This window comes from Micromonospora sp. DT46, from assembly GCF_049841735.1.
Taxonomy (GTDB): domain Bacteria; phylum Actinomycetota; class Actinomycetes; order Mycobacteriales; family Micromonosporaceae; genus Micromonospora; species Micromonospora reichwaldensis.
Genome location: NZ_JBNCKW010000002.1, coordinates 165,503 through 180,506 on the forward strand (window position 1 = coordinate 165,503; position 15,004 = coordinate 180,506).

The window sequence follows — 15,004 nt, forward strand, 5'->3', positions numbered from 1 at the left end:
CGCATGGGTAACCAGAACCCCCAGGGGCCCGGGAAGCCGGGCGCGAAGCGCCAGTTCCGCATCTGGCGCGGCGACGAGAACGGCGGCGACCTCCAGGACTACATGGTGGAGGTCAACGAGGGCGAGGTGGTCCTCGACGTCATCCACCGGCTCCAGGCGACCGACGCCCCCGACCTGGCCTGCCGCTGGAACTGCAAGGCCGGCAAGTGCGGCTCCTGCTCGATGGAGATCAACGGCAAGCCGCGGCTGAGCTGCATGACCCGGATGTCCACCTTCACGGAGGACGAGACGGTCACGGTCACCCCGCTGCGCACCTTCCCGGTGATCCGGGACCTGGTCACCGACGTCTCGTTCAACTACGAGAAGGCGCGGGAGACGCCGGCGTTCGCGCCGCCGGCCGACCTGGCGCCCGGCGAGTACCGGATGCAGCAGGTCGACGTGGAGCGCTCGCAGGAGTTCCGCAAGTGCATCGAGTGCTTCCTGTGCCAGAACGTCTGCCACGTGATCCGGGACCACGAGGAGAACAAGCAGGCGTTCTCGGGGCCGCGGTACTTCATCCGGGCGGCCGAGCTGGACATGCACCCGCTGGACGCGAAGAGCGACCGCAAGGAGTACGCGCAGGCCGAGCAGGGTCTCGGATTCTGCAACATCACCAAGTGCTGCACCGAGGTCTGCCCCGAGCACATCAAGATCACCGACAACGGGATCATCCCCATGAAGGAACGGGTCGTCGACCGCAGGTACGATCCCCTCGTGTGGCTTGGTAGCAAGATCTTCCGGAGGGGTCAGGTGCCTCAGACCATCGTGACCAGCGAACACGCCAGCGGCGCGGTCCGCGGCAGCGCCGCCCACGGGGGCGTGCACTCGCACGCGGGCGGCTCCCACGACCCGCGGGCCGAGGTGCAGGCGCAGCGCGGCGTCAACTGGGACCGCGAGGTGCCGAGGCCGACCGCGCCCGCCGTCGACGACCACGGCAGGCTGCCGCTGACGGAGCTCACCTTCGACCGGGCGGCGGCGCCGTCGCCGTTCGGCGACGACGTGACCTTCCCGCTGCCGCCGGAGCACCTGAACTTCGCCCACCCGGAGCAGGACAAGCACTGACGTGCGCTAACGACGACGGGGGCCGCGGCTGATGCCGCCGGCCCCCGTCCTCTTTCGGCTCGGATGTCCGCTTCCGCTCAGGCGGCGGCCAGGATGGGCCGGAGGGCCGCGACGATGGGTGCGTCGGCCGGGAGCCAGGTGACGGTGTCCAACTCGTCGGCGGAGAGCCAGCGCAGCGCCGAGTGTTCGAGGGCCTGCGGCTGGTCGTCGTGCAGCAGGCGGGCCGCGTACACCTTGAGCACCGAGCGGCCGTGGGCCATCCGGACGTTGCGGCCCACCCGGTCGCCGATCTCCACGCGTACGGCCAACTCCTCGGCGCACTCGCGGGCGAGCGCGGCGGTCTCGCTCTCGCCCGGCTCCACCTTGCCGCCGGGAAACTCCCACATGCCCGCCACCTCGGGCGGGGCTGAGCGGGCGCAGGCGAGCACCCGGCCGTCCCTGATGATCGCTGCCCCGACGATCACCCTGAGGTCCCGTCGCTCGGCCTGCCCGCCGCCATTCGCCCGTTCGGTCCGCACGGGCGTCCAGCGTGCCAGATCAATCGGCGGTTTGGGTAGCGTGGCCGACCGTCAGGGCAGGAGAACCCGGAAGTGTGGGCGTGGACACACCCAGCATGCGAGGACAGACTAGAAGGCACCGACAAGACACGGGACGGCGACGATTTGGCCACAAGCCGGCAACGGCGCCTGGGAGGTGCGGTGATGCGCGCGCTGTTCAGCAGTCGATCCAAGCACGACTACCTCGACGACGCTCTCACCCTGCTCCCCGGCTGGATCCGCGAGGGTGAGCAGATCCGACGCACCCTCGTCATCGACGACTCGCAGCACGCCGCCCTCACCGAGCGGGTGAAGGTGGTCGCCGACGCGCTGCACCTGCGTCCGGAGATCAGCCGCCTGGCCGACCAGACCCGCATCCGGGTGGGACACGGCAACGCGCCGCTGACCGAGGGGGAGGTCCTGCTGGCCGCCCGCATCGAGGACGCCTACCGCGCGGTCACCCAGCCCTGACCCCGTTCCGCCCGGAGCCCCGGCCCGGGGCGTCGGCCGCTCAGGCGGCGTCCTGGGGATACCAGCGCAGCTCGACGGAGTTGCCGTCCGGATCCCGCACGTAGAGCGAGGTGGCGCTGCCCCGCGCGCCGAACCGGCCCACCGGCCCCTCGATCACCGCGAAGGCACCCGACGCGACGACCTCCGCCCAGTCCAGCGGCTCCACCACCAGACAGAAGTGGTCGACGTTGGATTCGCCCCGGTCCCGGCGCACGAGGTCGATGATGGTCCCCGCGTCGACCCGTACCGAGGGGAACGGGACCGCGCCGGCCCGCCACTGGTCGACCCGCACCGGGGCCAGGCCGAGCAGCCCGCAGTAGAAGTCCAGCGCGCGCTCCACGTCGGTCACGTTGAGCACCAGGTGGTCGAAGCCCGTGACCCGTACCGCGCTCACCTGACCTCCAGAGCGTGGGCCTGGCGCAGCCAGTCGGTGAACAGGGCGGGGTCGACGTCGGCGAGGGTGCGCAGCTTGACGGAGGCCATCTGCCGGGCGCCGGCGACCAGCCGCCCCGACGGGTCGGTGACCTCGCCACCACGCCACAGCCCGAAGGTGACGTACGTGCCGTACGCCTTCACGAGGCAGACGGGGCGCCGACCCGGCCGGTCGCCGAGGCCCCAGACCGGGTGTCCGTGCCACACCGCCCCGGTCGCGCCCGGCAGGGCCGACTCGATGACGGGGCGCAGCTTCTCGCCGATCTCCCGCAGCGGGGCGTCGAGATCGGCCAGGTAGTCGGTGACTGTCGTCGTTTCCATGCCCCTCACGATCCGCCGGCCGGCGACGTCGACCAAGACGCGATCGCACTACCATCGTTGAGCCGGAGTCAACGATGGGGCGGGACGTGCTGGAACGACACGAGCTGGAGACCTTCCTGACCCTCGCCGAGGAGTTGCACTTCGGCCGGACGGCGGAGCGCCTGCGGGTGACCACCGGGCGGATCAGCCAGGTGGTCAGGAAGTTGGAACGCCGCGTCGGCGCCCCGCTCTTCACCCGTACCAGCCGGGTCGTCCAGCTCACCCCGATCGGGCGGCAACTCGCCGAGGACCTGGCGCCGCTGGTCGCCGGCATCGACGACGCCGTACGCCGGGCCGTCGACGCGGGACGAGGCGTGACCGGGCGGCTGCGGGTCGCCTTCCTCGGCGAGTGGACCGCCCCGGCGCTGCTCAAGGCCGTCGCCCTGTTCTCGCAGCGCCACCCCGACTGCCAGGTCGAGGTGCGGGAGGTGCAGCTCTTCAACTCCCGGCAGAGCCTGCTCGACGGCTCCGTCGACGTCCTGATGGCCGCGTACCCCTTCGACGGGATGGCCTGCGGCCCGGCGCTGCTGGAGGAGCGACGGTTGCTCGCGGTGACCGCCGGGCACCCGTTGACCCAGGAGGCGTCGGTCTCCCTGGAGACGCTCGGCGACCACCCGGTGGTGCAGTACCCGGCCGTGACCTCGGCGGAGTTCAAGCGCGACCGCACCCCCGAGCAGACCCCGTCGGGGCGGCCGGTGCCGAAGGGGCCGGCGGGCAACACGTTCTCGGAGATGCTGACGCTGGTCGCGATGGGGCGGGGGGTGCTGCCGGTGGGCGAGCACACGCGCCGCTACTACCCACGCCCCGACGTGGCGTACGTACCGATCCGGGACGCGCCACCGATCCGGCGGGGCCTGGTCTGGCGGGAGAGCAACGGCACGGCCCGGGTCCACGAGTTCGTGCGGGCCGCGACCGACGCGAACACGACCTGACGGGGCCCGCCCGGACTGGCATGATCGACGCCGATGAGGCACGGAGAGTTCCGCCATCCACGGCTGGTCGAGGTCTACGACGCCGAGTGCCCCTGGTCGCGCGACGACGACTGGTTCCTCGCCGTCGTCGGCGAGACGCCCGGCGTACGGGTCATCGACCTGGGCTGCGGCACCGGGCGGCTCACCCTCGCCCTGGCCGAGGCCGGCCACACCGTCACCGGCGTCGACCCGGCCGGCGCGTCGCTGGACGCCGCCCGCGCCAAGCCGGGCGCCGAGCGGGTGACCTGGGTCGAGGGCACCTCGGCCGTACTGCCGGACCGGTCGTCCGACGTGGCGGTGCTGACCAGCCACGTCGCGCAGTTCCTCGTGGACGACGACGAGTGGGCGCGTACGCTCGCCGACCTGGCCCGGGCGCTGGTGCCCGGCGGCCGGCTGGCGTTCGACTCGCGCGACCCGGCGGACCGGCGGTGGGAACGCTGGAACCCGGTCGACTCGCGGCGACGGATCACGCTGCCCGGCGGCGAGGTGGTCCGGGCGTGGACGGAGGTCCACACGGTGGCCGGCGGGCAGGTCGACTTCACCCACCACTACCTCTTCGGCGACGACGAGGAGTTGCTCAGCTCGGCCACCCTGCGTTTCCGCACGGAGGAGGAGCTGCGCGGTTCGCTGCGGACCGCCGGCTTCGCCGTGGACCGGATCCACGGCGGCTGGGGCGGGGAGCCGGTGGGCCGGGGTGACGGCGAGTTCCTCGTCCTCGCCCGCCGGCAGTGATCTTCGGTTGGCGCGCGCGGCCTACCGTGGGGGCATGGCGAACGCGACGTACGACCGCAAGGAGCAGTTCCAGCAGATCCAGAGCGGCCTGCTCCACGGAGAACAGATCATCGCCGTCTACGACGCCGTCGGCACCGGCACCGGCTTCATCGGCCTGACCGACCGGCGCGTCATCATCCAGGACCGCTCCTTCGTCGGTAAGCGGTACGCCATCACCAGCATCCCGTACTCGAAGATCACCAGCGTCAGCGTGGTCAGCAACAAGTCGTGGGGCGGCTCGTTCTTCTCCACCGGGGCCATCGCGATCCACGTCGGCACGCACACCTACGAGGTGGAGTTCCGGGGCGCCGACAAGAGCCACCACGTGCACAACGTGATCCTGCACCACATCAGCTGAGCTGGTCGGCGCGCTCCAGCAGGGCGCGGCGCTCCGCCCCGCGGTGGGCGTCGGCGGCCCGCCGGAACAGCGCGGCGGCCCGCTCGCGGTCGCCCTGCCGGGCGGTCAGCTCCGCCTCCGCGGCGACGGCGAGCGGGTAGCCGTCCAGCGCCCCGCCGGCCCGGGCGGCGGCCAGCAGCGCCAGCCCCGCCGCCGGCCCGTACGCGTAACCGTGCGCGACGGCGCGGTTCAGCTCGACCACCGGCGACGGCTGCCACCCGGCGAGCCGGTCGTACGCCTCGGCGATCGCGACCCAGTCGGTGGCCTCGGCGGACGCGGCGGTGGCGTGGCAGGCGGCGATCCGGGCCTGGAGGGCGTACGGGCCGTCCGCCGGGACCCGCGCGAGGATGCCGACGCCCTCGGCGATCGCGGCGTGGTCCCAGCGGGCGCGGTCCTGCCGGTCGAGGGTGAGCAGGTTGCCGTCGCGGTCGCGGCGGGCGGCGCGCCGGGAGTGCTGGAGGAGGAAGAGGGCCAGCAGGGCGGCCACCTCGGGCTGGCCCGGCATCAGCCGGTCGAGCAGCCGGGCCAGGCGGATCGCCTCGTCGGCGAAGGCGGGCTCGCCGTCGGCGTCGTAGCCCCGGGTGAAGAGCAGGTACAGCACGGCGAGGACGCCGGGGAGCCGCTCCGCGAGCATCGGGCCGGTCGGCACCCGGTACGGGATGCCGGCGGCGGCGATCTTCGCCTTGGCCCGGGTGAGCCGCCGGGTCATGGTCGACTCGGTGACCAGGAAGGCCCGCGCGATGTCGGCGGTCGACACCCCGCAGACCGTACGCAGCGTCAGGGCGACCCGCGCCTCCAGCGCCAGGGCCGGGTGGCAGCAGGTGAAGACGAGCCGCAGCCGATCGTCCACGATCTCCCCCTCCCCCGCCGTTCCCGGCTCGGGCTCCGGTCCGGTCAGCGTGAGGACTGCCAGCTCACGCAGCTTGCGCCGCTCGACCGAGGAGCGCCGGAGCACGTCGATCGCGCGGTTGCGGGCCACCGTCATCAGCCAGCCGCCCGGGTTGGCGGGCACGCCCTCCACCGGCCATCGGGCCAGCGCGAGCGCCGACGCCTCCTGGGCGCAGTCCTCGGCCAGGGTCCAGTCGCCGGTGACCCGGATCAGCGTCGCGACGATCCGGGCGTACGACCCGGTGCTCGCGGTGGCGACGGCGTCGGCCACCGCGAGCCGGTCGGTGGGGCCGTCAGCCACCCAGGCTGACGATCGGACGTAGTTCGAGCCGGCCCTCGCGCGCCATCGGGTGGGCGCGCGCCACCTCGATCGCCTCGTCCAGGTCGGCGCACTCCAGCAGGTCGAAGCCCACGATGACCTCCTTGGTCTCGGCGAACGGGCCGTCGGAGACCAGCAACTCCCCGTTGCGGACGCGGACCGTGGTGGCCGCCGTCGTCTCCGCCAGGGCGTCGCCCGTCAGCCGCCGGCCCCGGGCGTCGTTCTCCGCCACCCACGCCTCGATGTCCGGCCAGTCGGCCCGATCGGTGTCCGGCTCGCTGTCGGTGCAGACGAACATCAGGTATTTCATGTCGCTCCTCGATGTCGGGTACTCACCAGGGTGACGAACGGGCGACCCGGTTCCGGACGACGTGCGACCGGCGGTCTCAGAATCTCGCGGGGCGGCGGGTGCACGGACCGTCGTGGTCGGCCCGCAGCAGGCAGCGCCGGCCCTCGGGCAGCAGCGTGTCACAGAAGACCCGGTGCCGCAGGTGCTGCGCGTCCTCGGCGGAGACCGTGGTCTCACCGGGGTCGGTCTGCGCGAGCACGCTCGCCCACCGCGCCACGACCCGCGCCAGGCGTACGGCGGAGAGCAGGTCCCTCGTGACCTCGTTGCTCCGGTCCGAGGGAGTGGTCAGCACGGTGCGGGGCCACGGCACCCACGTGCGGGAGACGCCAGCGCGCCGGCCGGTCGAAGTGCCTCCCGGCGCAACGGTGGTCGCACGGATGCCCACGGGCGAGGAGCGACGGAGCATGCAACTCGACGAGGGCGTGCCGGTGCTGGAGGTTCGCCACCCGGAGGGCACCACGGAGGTGCTGGCCGGCGACCAGGTCAAACTGACCCGCCCCACCGGCTGACCCACCACCCCCCGACGCGCGGCCGCGCGTCCTGCCACGCCGGCCGGGACGTCCCGCAGCGCCGCGACGCCGAGCAGCGAGTGGAACACCACGTGCGTCAAAGCGCCTGTTTGACACCCATGGGTTCCACTCGTCCCGGCGGCGTTGGGCTATCGGGGCAGTCGGCAACGTCGTGGGCGTTGGCTCGGGCACCGGCCGAACCCCGACCGGCACCTGGCGCCGCGGAGCGGGTCGGTGGCGGCAGCGGTCACTGCTGGTCTAGCAGGAACGGTGTGTCCGGGCAGATCAGGCACACGAAGATGCGCAGCGCGCCGTGCCGGCCGACGACGACTCCGGTCGGCTCGTGCGGGTCGTGGTCGGGCTGGCCGTCCGTCCGCGTCGGCTGCCACCGGCCGGTGCCCCGCTCCGAGGAGGCGACGACGAGGGCCAGCGTGGTGGGGCCGGCGCAGCGGGGGCACGGCGTCGGGCGCAGGTCGGTGAGGCTCCAGTCGGCGTAGCCGCCGACCTTCCAGCCGGGCGCCATGAGGGTGTCGACGTAGTTGTTGTCGTCGTACTCGCCCTCCTCGTCCTGCTCGTCGACCAGTATCCGCAGGGCCTCCGGCAGTTCCTGCGGGTACGGGTACTCGACGATCTGCTCCGGGTGCAGCCGGCACGGCCGGGGCACGTACCCGTCGTTCCCGATCTCGCCGCGCGGCGGCTGGCCGAGGAGATCGGTCAGGTCCGCCTCCCGCCGCCAGCGCAGCTCCACCGTCGGCCCCCACGGGCCCTCGGCGTGCTCGAACGGGCACCACAACACCTGCAACAGGTCCGCCCCGCCGGGGCGCGGCAGGTCGGGGACGTCCTGCGCGCGCAGTTGCGCCAGTGGGACCATCGGGTTCGGCGCGGGGTGCGGTCGTGGCACGTACCGGTAGCCGACGACCGGGCCGCCATCGCGCGAGCCCCAGCCGGTGAAGCCCGGGCCGACCAGGGTGGCGATCTCCCGGTGCAGCTCGACCTCGCCCTCGGCCAGGACGTGCGACTGCGTGCGCCCGCGTTCCGCCGCCCGCATCCGCTCCACCAGGTCGGCCGGGACCGGCACCTCCTCGTGCACCATGTGCGGCGCCTCGCAGGTGGGCCAGGGCTCGTCGGCCGGCCAGAGCAGCGGCCCGCCGACGTGGCTCCCGGCGGCCGTGACCGCCCCGGGGCGCGGGTGCAGGCGGGTCGCCGTGCGGCCCCACTTCTCAAGGCCGGGGTAGCGGGCGAGCACGTCGGGCGGGAGGGGCGGGGTGATCATGGCGAGATCGTAGGCGGTCGACGGTCGACCGATCAGCCGCCGCCGACCACGTCGCAGGGGTGGGTGTCGCCCGGGTCGTACGGCGTGTCCGCCAACTCGACGGCCTGGGAGTGCTCCAGGGCGAAGTAGACGTGGGCGCAGCGCGGCTCCACCGTGACCGCGTCGCCCGCCTCGATCGTCAGCTCGGTCCGCTCGCCGGAGTCCAGGTCGCGGAACACCGCCCGGAGCCGCCCGCTGATGACGTACAGCGTCTCCGTCTTGTGGGCGTGGTAGTGGTTGCCGCGCGGCCGGGCGGCATCCGGCCGGAACTCCAGGTACGCCAGGAAGCGGTAGGTGCCGCCGTTGACGATCTGGGCCAGCTCGCCGGCCGGCGACTGGATCCGACCGCCACCTTCCGGGATCGGCGGTGACGTCACCGGAAGCCGGCGGAGGCGTACCTTCTGCACCGCCCGATCGTAGGTCCCGCCCGGCACCGCCCGGCCCGCGACGCGCGCAACCCGCACCGGCGGCGTCAGCGGTGCCGCCTGCCCAGCCGCCAGCCCGCCGCCGTCCAGCACGCCCCCCAGAGCAGGAAGAACGGCGACCACAGCAGCAGGTCCCACCACGCCAGGTCGCGTGCCAGGGCGGCGTGCCCGACCGGCGGCGGCCGGACGCCGGTCAGCAGCAGCGCGTCACCGACCAGGCCGTGCCCCAGCGCCCCGACCGCACGGGCGATCATGAGGATGCCGAGCGTCCAGGTGACCGCCAGCAGCAGCCGGCGCGGCAGGGTGGCCCGCCACGGACGCAGGGTGGCCAGCGCGACCACGACGCCGACGACCGCGGCGGCGGCCAGCACCCAGTGGCTCGCCACGAACAGCGGATCACGGGCGAGGAGCCGTTCGCGCAGCTCCGGCGGGAGCGGATCCTTGTCGGCCAGCGCGTTTGCCCCCAGCGCCTGCGCGAGCTTCATCGCCCCGTAGGCCGACGCGCATGCCGCCGCGCCGTACGCGCCCACCCGCGCCCGGTCAGTGCGCGGCACGTCTCGTCACCACCACGTAGGACCGGATCATCGCCACGAGCAGCCCGATCATGACGAGCCCGAGGACCCCGTGGTACCACTGCCAGCCCACGCCGAGGCCCACGAACCCGTCCACGATCATGATCGTCGCGCCGGCCCCGACAGCCAGCAGCATGCCCGCCAGCGCCAGCAGCATCAGGGGCCTCGGCACCCGGCGCCCCGACGCCGTGACCGTGGCGAGGGCGAGGCAGGCGCCCGCCACCCCCGACGCGGTCGCCGACCACTGCGCGGTCGCCACGCCCATCACGTCGCGGGCGTAGCGTTCGTGCTCGGCGGCCGGGACGACCGGGCCGCCCGGGAAACCGAGCCGGGATTCGAGGGCGAAGGCGGCCTTGCCCACGGCGTACGCGAGGAAGAGCACCGCCACCGCGTAGGCCGGCCATCGCCGCGCACCGGAAGAAGCATCCATGCTCCCGACGCTAGGCCCGACGGACCCCGCGCCGACTCCCGAGCGCGAGGGGACGCCCTCCCCCGTGGGAGGGAGCGCGGACGGCCGCGCGGCAGCGGCGGCGGTGGTGGCAGGGGCGGCGGTGACGTGCAGGGGCTGGCCGGTGGCACGTGCGGGCGCGCCCCCACCGGTGATCATCGCGGCGTGGAGGCGCGCCCTACCGACAGCGTCGGCCGTGGAGCGGATCCCGTGCGACCCGCTCCAGTTGCCAATATTCCGCAGTTGCCAAGAGTTTGCAATAAGGCATACTGATCGGAAGATCGTCCACTCGCGAAAGGGTCCCCATGGCCGTCTACAAGCTCCCCGACATGCCCTACGACTATGGAGCGCTGGAACCCGCCATGAGCGGTCAGATCCTGGAGCTGCACCACAGCAAGCACCACGCGGCGTACGTCAAGGGCAGCAACGACGCCCTTGACCAGCTCGCCGAGGCCCGCGACAAGGGCGACTACTCGGCGCTGGTCGGCCTGGAGAAGACCCTGGCCTTCAACCTCTCCGGGCACGTCCTGCACTCGATCTTCTGGAACAACCTCTCCCCCGATGGCGGCGACCGCCCCGACGGCGAGCTGGCCGCCGCCATCGGCGAACACTTCGGCTCGTTCGACGGCTTCGCCGGGCAGCTCTCCGCCGCCACGAAGAGCGTGCAGGGCTCCGGGTGGGGCGTCCTGGCGTGGGAGCCGCTGGCGCAGCGCCTCATCGTCGAACAGGTCTACGACCACCACGGCAACGTCGGGCACGGCTCCACGCCGATCCTGGTCTTCGACGCCTGGGAACACGCCTACTACCTCCAGTACAGGAACGTGCGCCCGGACTACGTCGACCGCCTCTGGGACCTGGTCGACTGGGCCGACGTCACCCGACGCTTCGACGCCGCGCGGGCCGCCGGCAACCCGCTCACCGTGACGCCCTGATCCGGCCGATCGCTGACCGGGTCGTGCTCCCGCTACCGTTCCCACCATGACGGTGGTGCGCTCGATCCTGCTGTTCCTGCTCGCCGCGCTCGCCGAGATCGGCGGGGCCTGGCTCGTGTGGCAGGGCTGGCGCGAGCACCGGGGGCTGCTGTGGGTGGCGGCGGGGGTCGTCGCCCTCGGCCTCTACGGCTTCGTCGCCACCTTCCAGCCCGACCCGAACTTCGGCCGGATCCTGGCCGCCTACGGCGGCGTCTTCGTCGCCGGCTCCCTCGCCTGGGGCATGGTCGTCGACAAGTTCCGCCCCGACCGCTACGACGTCGTCGGCGCGGCCATCTGCCTGGTCGGGGTCGCCATCATCATGTACGCCCCACGCAGCGGCTGAGATGACGGTGACTGCCACTTCGGCACCCATGGTCGACGCGCCAGCCACCTGCATGACGACGGTCGCTCACCCTCAGTGCGGTGACCGCGTCTCCGGAACCCGGGGAGGGCAGTCGACGGACACCGGGGCGATCTCGCGGGGCCCGCTGCTCTGTCGTGTGACGTCGAAACGGACGCAGATGTTGTAGTGCGTCTCCTCGCCGAGCCAGGTGTCCGCGGCGGCGCCCACCATCGCCACCTCCACCCTGGCCAGCAGGCCCACGCCGTGATCGTCAGGATCGTGGACCGACGAGGCGAGCTGCTCGCCCCCGGTCAGGGCGACGAGCCGGTCGAGCACCGACTCGTTGCTCGCCCAGCCGCTCAGGCTGTGCGAGTCGGTCGCCCACGCCTCGGTCTCGTGGGCGATCTGCCCGGCCCTCTCCAGGACGCGGTCCCGGGCCGCGTCGTGGCCCGAGCGGGCGCAGCCGACGCAGGACAGCACGACGAGGCAGGCCAGCAGACCACCGCGCCCGACGGCGCCTGTCGCCCGCCGCAGGGCCGAGCCGGACGCCTGTCGACCACCGCTGTGCCGTGACATGACGTAAGGAGATCAGCGATCCCGTCGTCAGGCATCCGTCCGGGTACTCAGAAGAAGCAGCGTCCCGCCATGCGCGACCCCACGGTCGGCATCCGGCCCGGCGGCAACGGCGTGCGCGCCCTCAGTACGGCTGGCCGCACACCTTCCAGGCCCCGTCCTCCTTCACCAGCCTGAACGTGTGCTGGTTGGTGAAGCCGCTGCCCAGCGTCAGGGCCATGCTCACCGTCGCCGACGTGCGGCCGTTGACGCTCGACACGTTGACGCCGTTGACCTTGTGACTGTGGATCCTCGGCTGCTGGGCGACACCCTGGGCGAACGCCTCCCTCGTGTACCCGCCGCGCGTGTCGCCGCACAACAGCTCGTACGCCGCGTCCGGATCGCCGGCCTCCAGGCGGCTCACGAACGACTCGGCGGCCTGCCGCGCCGGATCCGTCGCGCCCTTGACACCTTTGAACAGGAAGAAGCCGCCGATGCCGGCGCCGCCGCAGCACAGCACGACGACCACGCCGACGACGATCAACACGGTGCGCAGCGTGCGCCGCTTCGGCGGTTGGGGCACCTGGTACGGGTGGGTCATGGCTCATGACGGTAGAGGATGCGAGCAATGGAGCACTCGTCTTCATGAGGTCTCCCCGGCGGGTCTGGCACGCCCGGATGGTCACCGCGCTGGTGAACCGACTGACGGATCAGGCACCGCCTGGCATCGAGGGCGACAGGGAGATCACGATTCGACTCGACAGATGGAATCGTCCCGAGCCCAATCTCCTGGCCACGAGGGCGCCTTACGATCCGTCCCGCACCTTCTACACGCCTGAGGAGACTCTTCTGGTCGTGGAGGTGGTCTCTCCGGAGTCGGCCCACCGCGATCGGACGGTCAAGCTGCGCAAGTACGCGGAAGCCGGCATCGCCAACTACTGGCGCATCGAGGAGGAGGATGGATCACCGGTGGTCCACGCCTACGAACTCGACGGTCCCACTCGGTCCTATGTGCCGACCGCAATTCATCGACACGAGCTGCGCACCACGACGCCGTTCACGATCGAGCTCGATCTGAATGGGCTGGTGCCCGGCCGCAAGAGCTGAGCCGGGCACCGACTCCGTCAGAGCTTGGGTCGGATCGTCACTACACGTTGAAGCGGAACTCCACGACGTCGCCGTCCTGCATGACGTACTCCTTGCCCTCGATCCGGACCTTGCCGGCGGCCTTGGCCGCCGCCATCGAACCGGCCGCGACCAGGTCGCCGAAGGAGACCACCTCGGCCTTGATGAAGCCGCGCTGGAAGTCGGAGTGGATGACGCCCGCGGCCTCCGGCGCGGTCGCGCCGACCGGGATGGTCCAGGCGCGCGCCTCCTTGGGGCCGGCGGTGAGGTACGTCTGGAGCCCGAGCGTGCGGAACCCGACGCGGACGAGTTGGTTCAGGCCCGGCTCGTTCTGCCCGATCGACTCCAGCAGCTCGCGGGCCTCCTCGTCGGGCAGGTCCACCAGCTCGGACTCGATCTTGGCGTCCATGAAGACGGCCTCGGCCGGGGCGACCAGGGCGCGCAGCTCGTCGAGGAACTCGGCGTTGCCCAGCTCGGCCTCGTCGACGTTGAAGACGTACAGGAAGGGCTTGGTGGTGAGCAGGTGCAGCTCGCGCAGGTGCTCCAGCTCGATGCCCGCGTCCTTGGCGCCCGAGTAGAGGGTGACGCCGGTGTCGAGCAGCTCGACGGCCTGCTTGGCGGCGGTGACGGCGGCGGCCCGGTCCTTGCGGAGCTTGGCCTCCTTCTCCAGCCGGGGCAGGGCCTTCTCCAGGGTCTGGAGGTCGGCGAGGATCAGCTCGGTGTTGATCGTCTCGATGTCGTCGGCCGGGGAGACCTTGCCGTCGACGTGCACCACGTTCGGGTCGGAGAAGGCCCGGACGACCTGGCAGATCGCCGAGGCGTCGCGGATGTTCGCCAGGAACGCGTTGCCCCGGCCCTGCCCCTTGGAGGCGCCGCGCACCAGGCCGGCGATGTCGACGAACGACACGGGGGCGGGCAGCACCTTCTGCGAGCTGAAGATCTCGGCGAGCGTGTGCAGCCGCTCGTCCGGCAGCCCGACGACGCCGACGTTGGGCTCGATGGTGGCGAACGGGTAGTTCGCCGCGAGCACGTCGTTCTTGGTCAGCGCGTTGAACAGGGTGCTCTTGCCGACGTTGGGCAGGCCGACGATGCCGATGGTGAGACTCACGACGGGCCAGCTTACGCCGATGCCCCACACCCTTGACGAGGCAGGCCGCCACGCCCGACTGATCTTGGTACGGAACGGCCCCTCCAGGGGCGCTCCCGTACCAAGATCGACATGGAGGACCGGGCCGGCCCGGAGGGTCGGGCCGGGGTCGGGTGAGGCGGGTCAGGCGAGCAGGCGGGGGGTGATCGGGGTCTCCCGGGCGGTGCCGTCGTCGGCGCGGCTGACCTCGTACGCCGAGGGGCCCTCGCGGTCCGCGACCGCCTCGACCAGGCGGATGCCCCGGTAGAGCAGGCCGGTGCCGTCGTCGGTGCAGTGCGCGGTCGGCAGCACGCCGTCGGCGACCAGCTTGTGCATCAGCGGCCGGCGCTGCTCCTCGCTGTCGTAGTGCACGCCGTTGCCGTAGGGCAGCCAGCCCAGCCCGTCGGTGAAGCCGCGCAGGGTGGTGCCGAAGCTGTCGGTGGCCCCGCCGGCGTGCCAGCAGATCGAGCCGGCGGAGACGCCGCCGAGCACCACGCCGGCCTCCCAGCACTCGCGCAGGATCTCGCCGAGGCCGTGCACCCGCCAGACCGCGCAGAGGTTGGCGACGCTGCCGCCGCCGACCCAGATCACGTCCTGGGCGAGCAGGTGGGCGCGGACGTCGTCGACGTTCGGCATCGGGAAGAGCGCCAGGTGCGTCATCCGGAACCGGCTGCCGGCGAACGCCTCGTAGACCCGGGCGAGCGTGGTCGGCTGGTCCCCCTCGGCCTGGTTGAGGAAGCAGATCCTGGGCTCCGGCCCGGCCTCGGCCAACTCGGCGGCGAGGTCGAAGACGGGGTTGACCCGCCGGGGCCCGCCCTCGTGGCGCGGCGCGTAGATGCCCATGCTGGTGGCGAGGATGGTCGGTTCACTGGCGGGCACGGTCGTCCTTCCGTCGGGGTCGACTGTGCCCATCCTGCCCGAGGCCGCTCCCCTGCCGCCCAGCGCCCGCCACGCGGGCCCACCAAGGACGGTCGCCGGCACGGGCCG

22 protein-coding genes are annotated in these 15,004 nt (G+C 72.5%); 8 read left to right on the forward strand and 14 right to left on the reverse strand.

Going from position 1 to position 15,004, the window contains the following annotated elements:
• The first annotated feature begins 3 nt into the window (after positions 1 to 3).
• Positions 4 to 1,101 (forward strand): succinate dehydrogenase/fumarate reductase iron-sulfur subunit, encoded by a 1,098-nt coding sequence (locus tag ACLQ20_RS04985; RefSeq protein ID WP_151455027.1) that lies wholly within the window; start codon positions 4 to 6, stop codon positions 1,099 to 1,101.
• Positions 1,102 to 1,178: 77 nt separating this feature from the next.
• On the opposite strand, the gene ACLQ20_RS04990 is transcribed toward ACLQ20_RS04985, so the two are convergent.
• The gene (locus ACLQ20_RS04990) at positions 1,179 to 1,619 is read right to left on the reverse strand and encodes a (deoxy)nucleoside triphosphate pyrophosphohydrolase (protein WP_327029526.1); all 441 of its coding nucleotides are present in this window, start codon (positions 1,617 to 1,619) and stop codon (positions 1,179 to 1,181) included.
• Between the two features lie 183 nt (positions 1,620 to 1,802).
• On the opposite strand from ACLQ20_RS04990, the gene ACLQ20_RS04995 reads away from it, so the two are divergent.
• The gene (locus ACLQ20_RS04995; RefSeq protein WP_151455029.1) at positions 1,803 to 2,108 is read left to right on the forward strand and encodes a 4a-hydroxytetrahydrobiopterin dehydratase; all 306 of its coding nucleotides are present in this window, start codon (positions 1,803 to 1,805) and stop codon (positions 2,106 to 2,108) included.
• A 40-nt stretch (positions 2,109 to 2,148) separates the two neighbouring features.
• Here the strand turns inward: ACLQ20_RS04995 and ACLQ20_RS05000 are convergent, their stop codons facing one another.
• Together ACLQ20_RS05000 and ACLQ20_RS05005 are read right to left on the reverse strand one after the other, a co-directional pair.
• The gene (locus ACLQ20_RS05000; RefSeq protein WP_327029527.1) at positions 2,149 to 2,541 is read right to left on the reverse strand and encodes a VOC family protein; all 393 of its coding nucleotides are present in this window, start codon (positions 2,539 to 2,541) and stop codon (positions 2,149 to 2,151) included.
• Positions 2,538 to 2,900, reverse strand: coding sequence for a DUF1801 domain-containing protein (locus ACLQ20_RS05005; protein ID WP_425854360.1), 363 nt, complete (start codon positions 2,898 to 2,900; stop codon positions 2,538 to 2,540). Before ACLQ20_RS05005 ends, ACLQ20_RS05000 begins: the two co-directional genes overlap by 4 nt.
• 86 nt (positions 2,901 to 2,986) lie before the next feature.
• Here ACLQ20_RS05005 and ACLQ20_RS05010 point away from each other — a divergent pair, with 86 nt between their 5' ends.
• Genes ACLQ20_RS05010 through ACLQ20_RS05020 form a run of 3 tightly spaced genes read left to right on the forward strand, consistent with a single transcriptional unit; the run spans position 2,987 to position 5,039 of the window.
• Complete coding sequence (locus ACLQ20_RS05010; RefSeq protein WP_425854824.1) at positions 2,987 to 3,871, forward strand: LysR family transcriptional regulator; 885 nt, start codon at positions 2,987 to 2,989, stop codon at positions 3,869 to 3,871.
• 33 nt (positions 3,872 to 3,904) lie between these two features.
• Positions 3,905 to 4,642, forward strand: a complete 738-nt coding sequence (locus ACLQ20_RS05015) for a class I SAM-dependent methyltransferase (RefSeq protein ID WP_425854361.1) — start codon at positions 3,905 to 3,907, stop codon at positions 4,640 to 4,642.
• A 34-nt stretch (positions 4,643 to 4,676) separates the two neighbouring features.
• A complete protein-coding gene (locus tag ACLQ20_RS05020; RefSeq protein ID WP_088998502.1) occupies positions 4,677 to 5,039 on the forward strand; it encodes a PH domain-containing protein in 363 nt (120 codons plus the stop codon).
• Here ACLQ20_RS05020 and ACLQ20_RS05025 read toward each other — a convergent pair.
• From ACLQ20_RS05025 to ACLQ20_RS05055, 7 genes are all read right to left on the reverse strand, one after another.
• Complete coding sequence (locus ACLQ20_RS05025; protein WP_425854363.1) at positions 5,032 to 6,267, reverse strand: RNA polymerase sigma factor; 1,236 nt, start codon at positions 6,265 to 6,267, stop codon at positions 5,032 to 5,034. The genes ACLQ20_RS05020 and ACLQ20_RS05025 overlap by 8 nt on opposite strands.
• Entirely contained in the window at positions 6,260 to 6,595 is a 336-nt protein-coding gene (locus ACLQ20_RS05030) for a YciI family protein (protein ID WP_132231031.1), read from the reverse strand. The genes ACLQ20_RS05025 and ACLQ20_RS05030 overlap by 8 nt, the downstream gene beginning before the upstream one ends.
• Before the next feature lie 76 nt (positions 6,596 to 6,671).
• Positions 6,672 to 6,926, reverse strand: a complete 255-nt coding sequence (locus ACLQ20_RS05035) for a hypothetical protein (protein ID WP_151455034.1) — start codon at positions 6,924 to 6,926, stop codon at positions 6,672 to 6,674.
• 464 nt (positions 6,927 to 7,390) lie between these two features.
• On the reverse strand, positions 7,391 to 8,416 hold the full coding sequence (locus tag ACLQ20_RS05040) for a hypothetical protein (RefSeq protein ID WP_425854364.1): 1,026 nt from the start codon (positions 8,414 to 8,416) through the stop codon (positions 7,391 to 7,393).
• A 32-nt stretch (positions 8,417 to 8,448) separates the two neighbouring features.
• Positions 8,449 to 8,862: a cupin domain-containing protein gene (locus ACLQ20_RS05045; RefSeq protein ID WP_192581540.1), complete on the reverse strand. Its 414-nt coding sequence runs from the start codon at positions 8,860 to 8,862 to the stop codon at positions 8,449 to 8,451.
• Positions 8,863 to 8,927: 65 nt separating this feature from the next.
• The gene (locus ACLQ20_RS05050) at positions 8,928 to 9,434 is read right to left on the reverse strand and encodes a DUF3995 domain-containing protein (RefSeq protein ID WP_425854365.1); all 507 of its coding nucleotides are present in this window, start codon (positions 9,432 to 9,434) and stop codon (positions 8,928 to 8,930) included.
• A complete protein-coding gene (locus ACLQ20_RS05055; RefSeq protein ID WP_425854367.1) occupies positions 9,421 to 9,882 on the reverse strand; it encodes a hypothetical protein in 462 nt (153 codons plus the stop codon). Before ACLQ20_RS05055 ends, ACLQ20_RS05050 begins: the two co-directional genes overlap by 14 nt.
• Positions 9,883 to 10,205: 323 nt before the next feature.
• On the opposite strand from ACLQ20_RS05055, the gene ACLQ20_RS05060 reads away from it, so the two are divergent.
• Positions 10,206 to 10,832: a superoxide dismutase gene (locus tag ACLQ20_RS05060; protein WP_151456643.1), complete on the forward strand. Its 627-nt coding sequence runs from the start codon at positions 10,206 to 10,208 to the stop codon at positions 10,830 to 10,832.
• 46 nt (positions 10,833 to 10,878) lie between these two features.
• Positions 10,879 to 11,214, forward strand: coding sequence for a YnfA family protein (locus ACLQ20_RS05065; protein ID WP_151456642.1), 336 nt, complete (start codon positions 10,879 to 10,881; stop codon positions 11,212 to 11,214).
• A 72-nt stretch (positions 11,215 to 11,286) separates the two neighbouring features.
• Here ACLQ20_RS05065 and ACLQ20_RS05070 read toward each other — a convergent pair whose 3' ends face one another.
• Together ACLQ20_RS05070 and ACLQ20_RS05075 are read right to left on the reverse strand one after the other, a co-directional pair.
• A complete protein-coding gene (locus tag ACLQ20_RS05070) occupies positions 11,287 to 11,790 on the reverse strand; it encodes a hypothetical protein (RefSeq protein ID WP_425854369.1) in 504 nt (167 codons plus the stop codon).
• A gap of 121 nt (positions 11,791 to 11,911) precedes the next feature.
• Positions 11,912 to 12,367: a hypothetical protein gene (locus tag ACLQ20_RS05075; RefSeq protein WP_425854370.1), complete on the reverse strand. Its 456-nt coding sequence runs from the start codon at positions 12,365 to 12,367 to the stop codon at positions 11,912 to 11,914.
• A gap of 5 nt (positions 12,368 to 12,372) precedes the next feature.
• On the opposite strand from ACLQ20_RS05075, the gene ACLQ20_RS05080 reads away from it, so the two are divergent.
• Positions 12,373 to 12,873, forward strand: coding sequence for a Uma2 family endonuclease (locus ACLQ20_RS05080; RefSeq protein ID WP_425854372.1), 501 nt, complete (start codon positions 12,373 to 12,375; stop codon positions 12,871 to 12,873).
• 40 nt (positions 12,874 to 12,913) lie between these two features.
• Here the strand turns inward: ACLQ20_RS05080 and ychF are convergent, their stop codons facing one another.
• Entirely contained in the window at positions 12,914 to 13,999 is a 1,086-nt protein-coding gene (gene ychF / locus ACLQ20_RS05085) for a redox-regulated ATPase YchF (RefSeq protein ID WP_327029539.1), read from the reverse strand.
• Positions 14,000 to 14,161: 162 nt separating this feature from the next.
• Positions 14,162 to 14,896, reverse strand: a complete 735-nt coding sequence (locus ACLQ20_RS05090; RefSeq protein WP_358117633.1) for a peptidase E — start codon at positions 14,894 to 14,896, stop codon at positions 14,162 to 14,164.
• Positions 14,897 to 15,004 lie beyond the last annotated feature (108 nt).

What these genes read in the sequence shown, in the direction of transcription:
- ACLQ20_RS04985 (WP_151455027.1), top strand. Translation starts at nt 4, where the DNA reads ATGGGTAACCAGAACCCCCAGGGGCCCGGGAAGCCGGGCGCGAAGCGC.
- ACLQ20_RS04995 (WP_151455029.1), top strand. Translation starts at nt 1,803, where the DNA reads ATGCGCGCGCTGTTCAGCAGTCGATCCAAGCACGACTACCTCGACGAC.
- ACLQ20_RS05005 (WP_425854360.1), bottom strand. Translation starts at nt 2,900, where the DNA reads ATGGAAACGACGACAGTCACCGACTACCTGGCCGATCTCGACGCCCCG.
- ACLQ20_RS05015 (WP_425854361.1), top strand. Translation starts at nt 3,905, where the DNA reads ATGAGGCACGGAGAGTTCCGCCATCCACGGCTGGTCGAGGTCTACGAC.
- ACLQ20_RS05020 (WP_088998502.1), top strand. Translation starts at nt 4,677, where the DNA reads ATGGCGAACGCGACGTACGACCGCAAGGAGCAGTTCCAGCAGATCCAG.
- ACLQ20_RS05030 (WP_132231031.1), bottom strand. Translation starts at nt 6,595, where the DNA reads ATGAAATACCTGATGTTCGTCTGCACCGACAGCGAGCCGGACACCGAT.
- ACLQ20_RS05040 (WP_425854364.1), bottom strand. Translation starts at nt 8,416, where the DNA reads ATGATCACCCCGCCCCTCCCGCCCGACGTGCTCGCCCGCTACCCCGGC.
- ACLQ20_RS05055 (WP_425854367.1), bottom strand. Translation starts at nt 9,882, where the DNA reads ATGGATGCTTCTTCCGGTGCGCGGCGATGGCCGGCCTACGCGGTGGCG.
- ACLQ20_RS05060 (WP_151456643.1), top strand. Translation starts at nt 10,206, where the DNA reads ATGGCCGTCTACAAGCTCCCCGACATGCCCTACGACTATGGAGCGCTG.
- ACLQ20_RS05065 (WP_151456642.1), top strand. Translation starts at nt 10,879, where the DNA reads ATGACGGTGGTGCGCTCGATCCTGCTGTTCCTGCTCGCCGCGCTCGCC.
- ACLQ20_RS05070 (WP_425854369.1), bottom strand. Translation starts at nt 11,790, where the DNA reads ATGTCACGGCACAGCGGTGGTCGACAGGCGTCCGGCTCGGCCCTGCGG.
- ACLQ20_RS05075 (WP_425854370.1), bottom strand. Translation starts at nt 12,367, where the DNA reads ATGACCCACCCGTACCAGGTGCCCCAACCGCCGAAGCGGCGCACGCTG.
- ACLQ20_RS05080 (WP_425854372.1), top strand. Translation starts at nt 12,373, where the DNA reads ATGACGGTAGAGGATGCGAGCAATGGAGCACTCGTCTTCATGAGGTCT.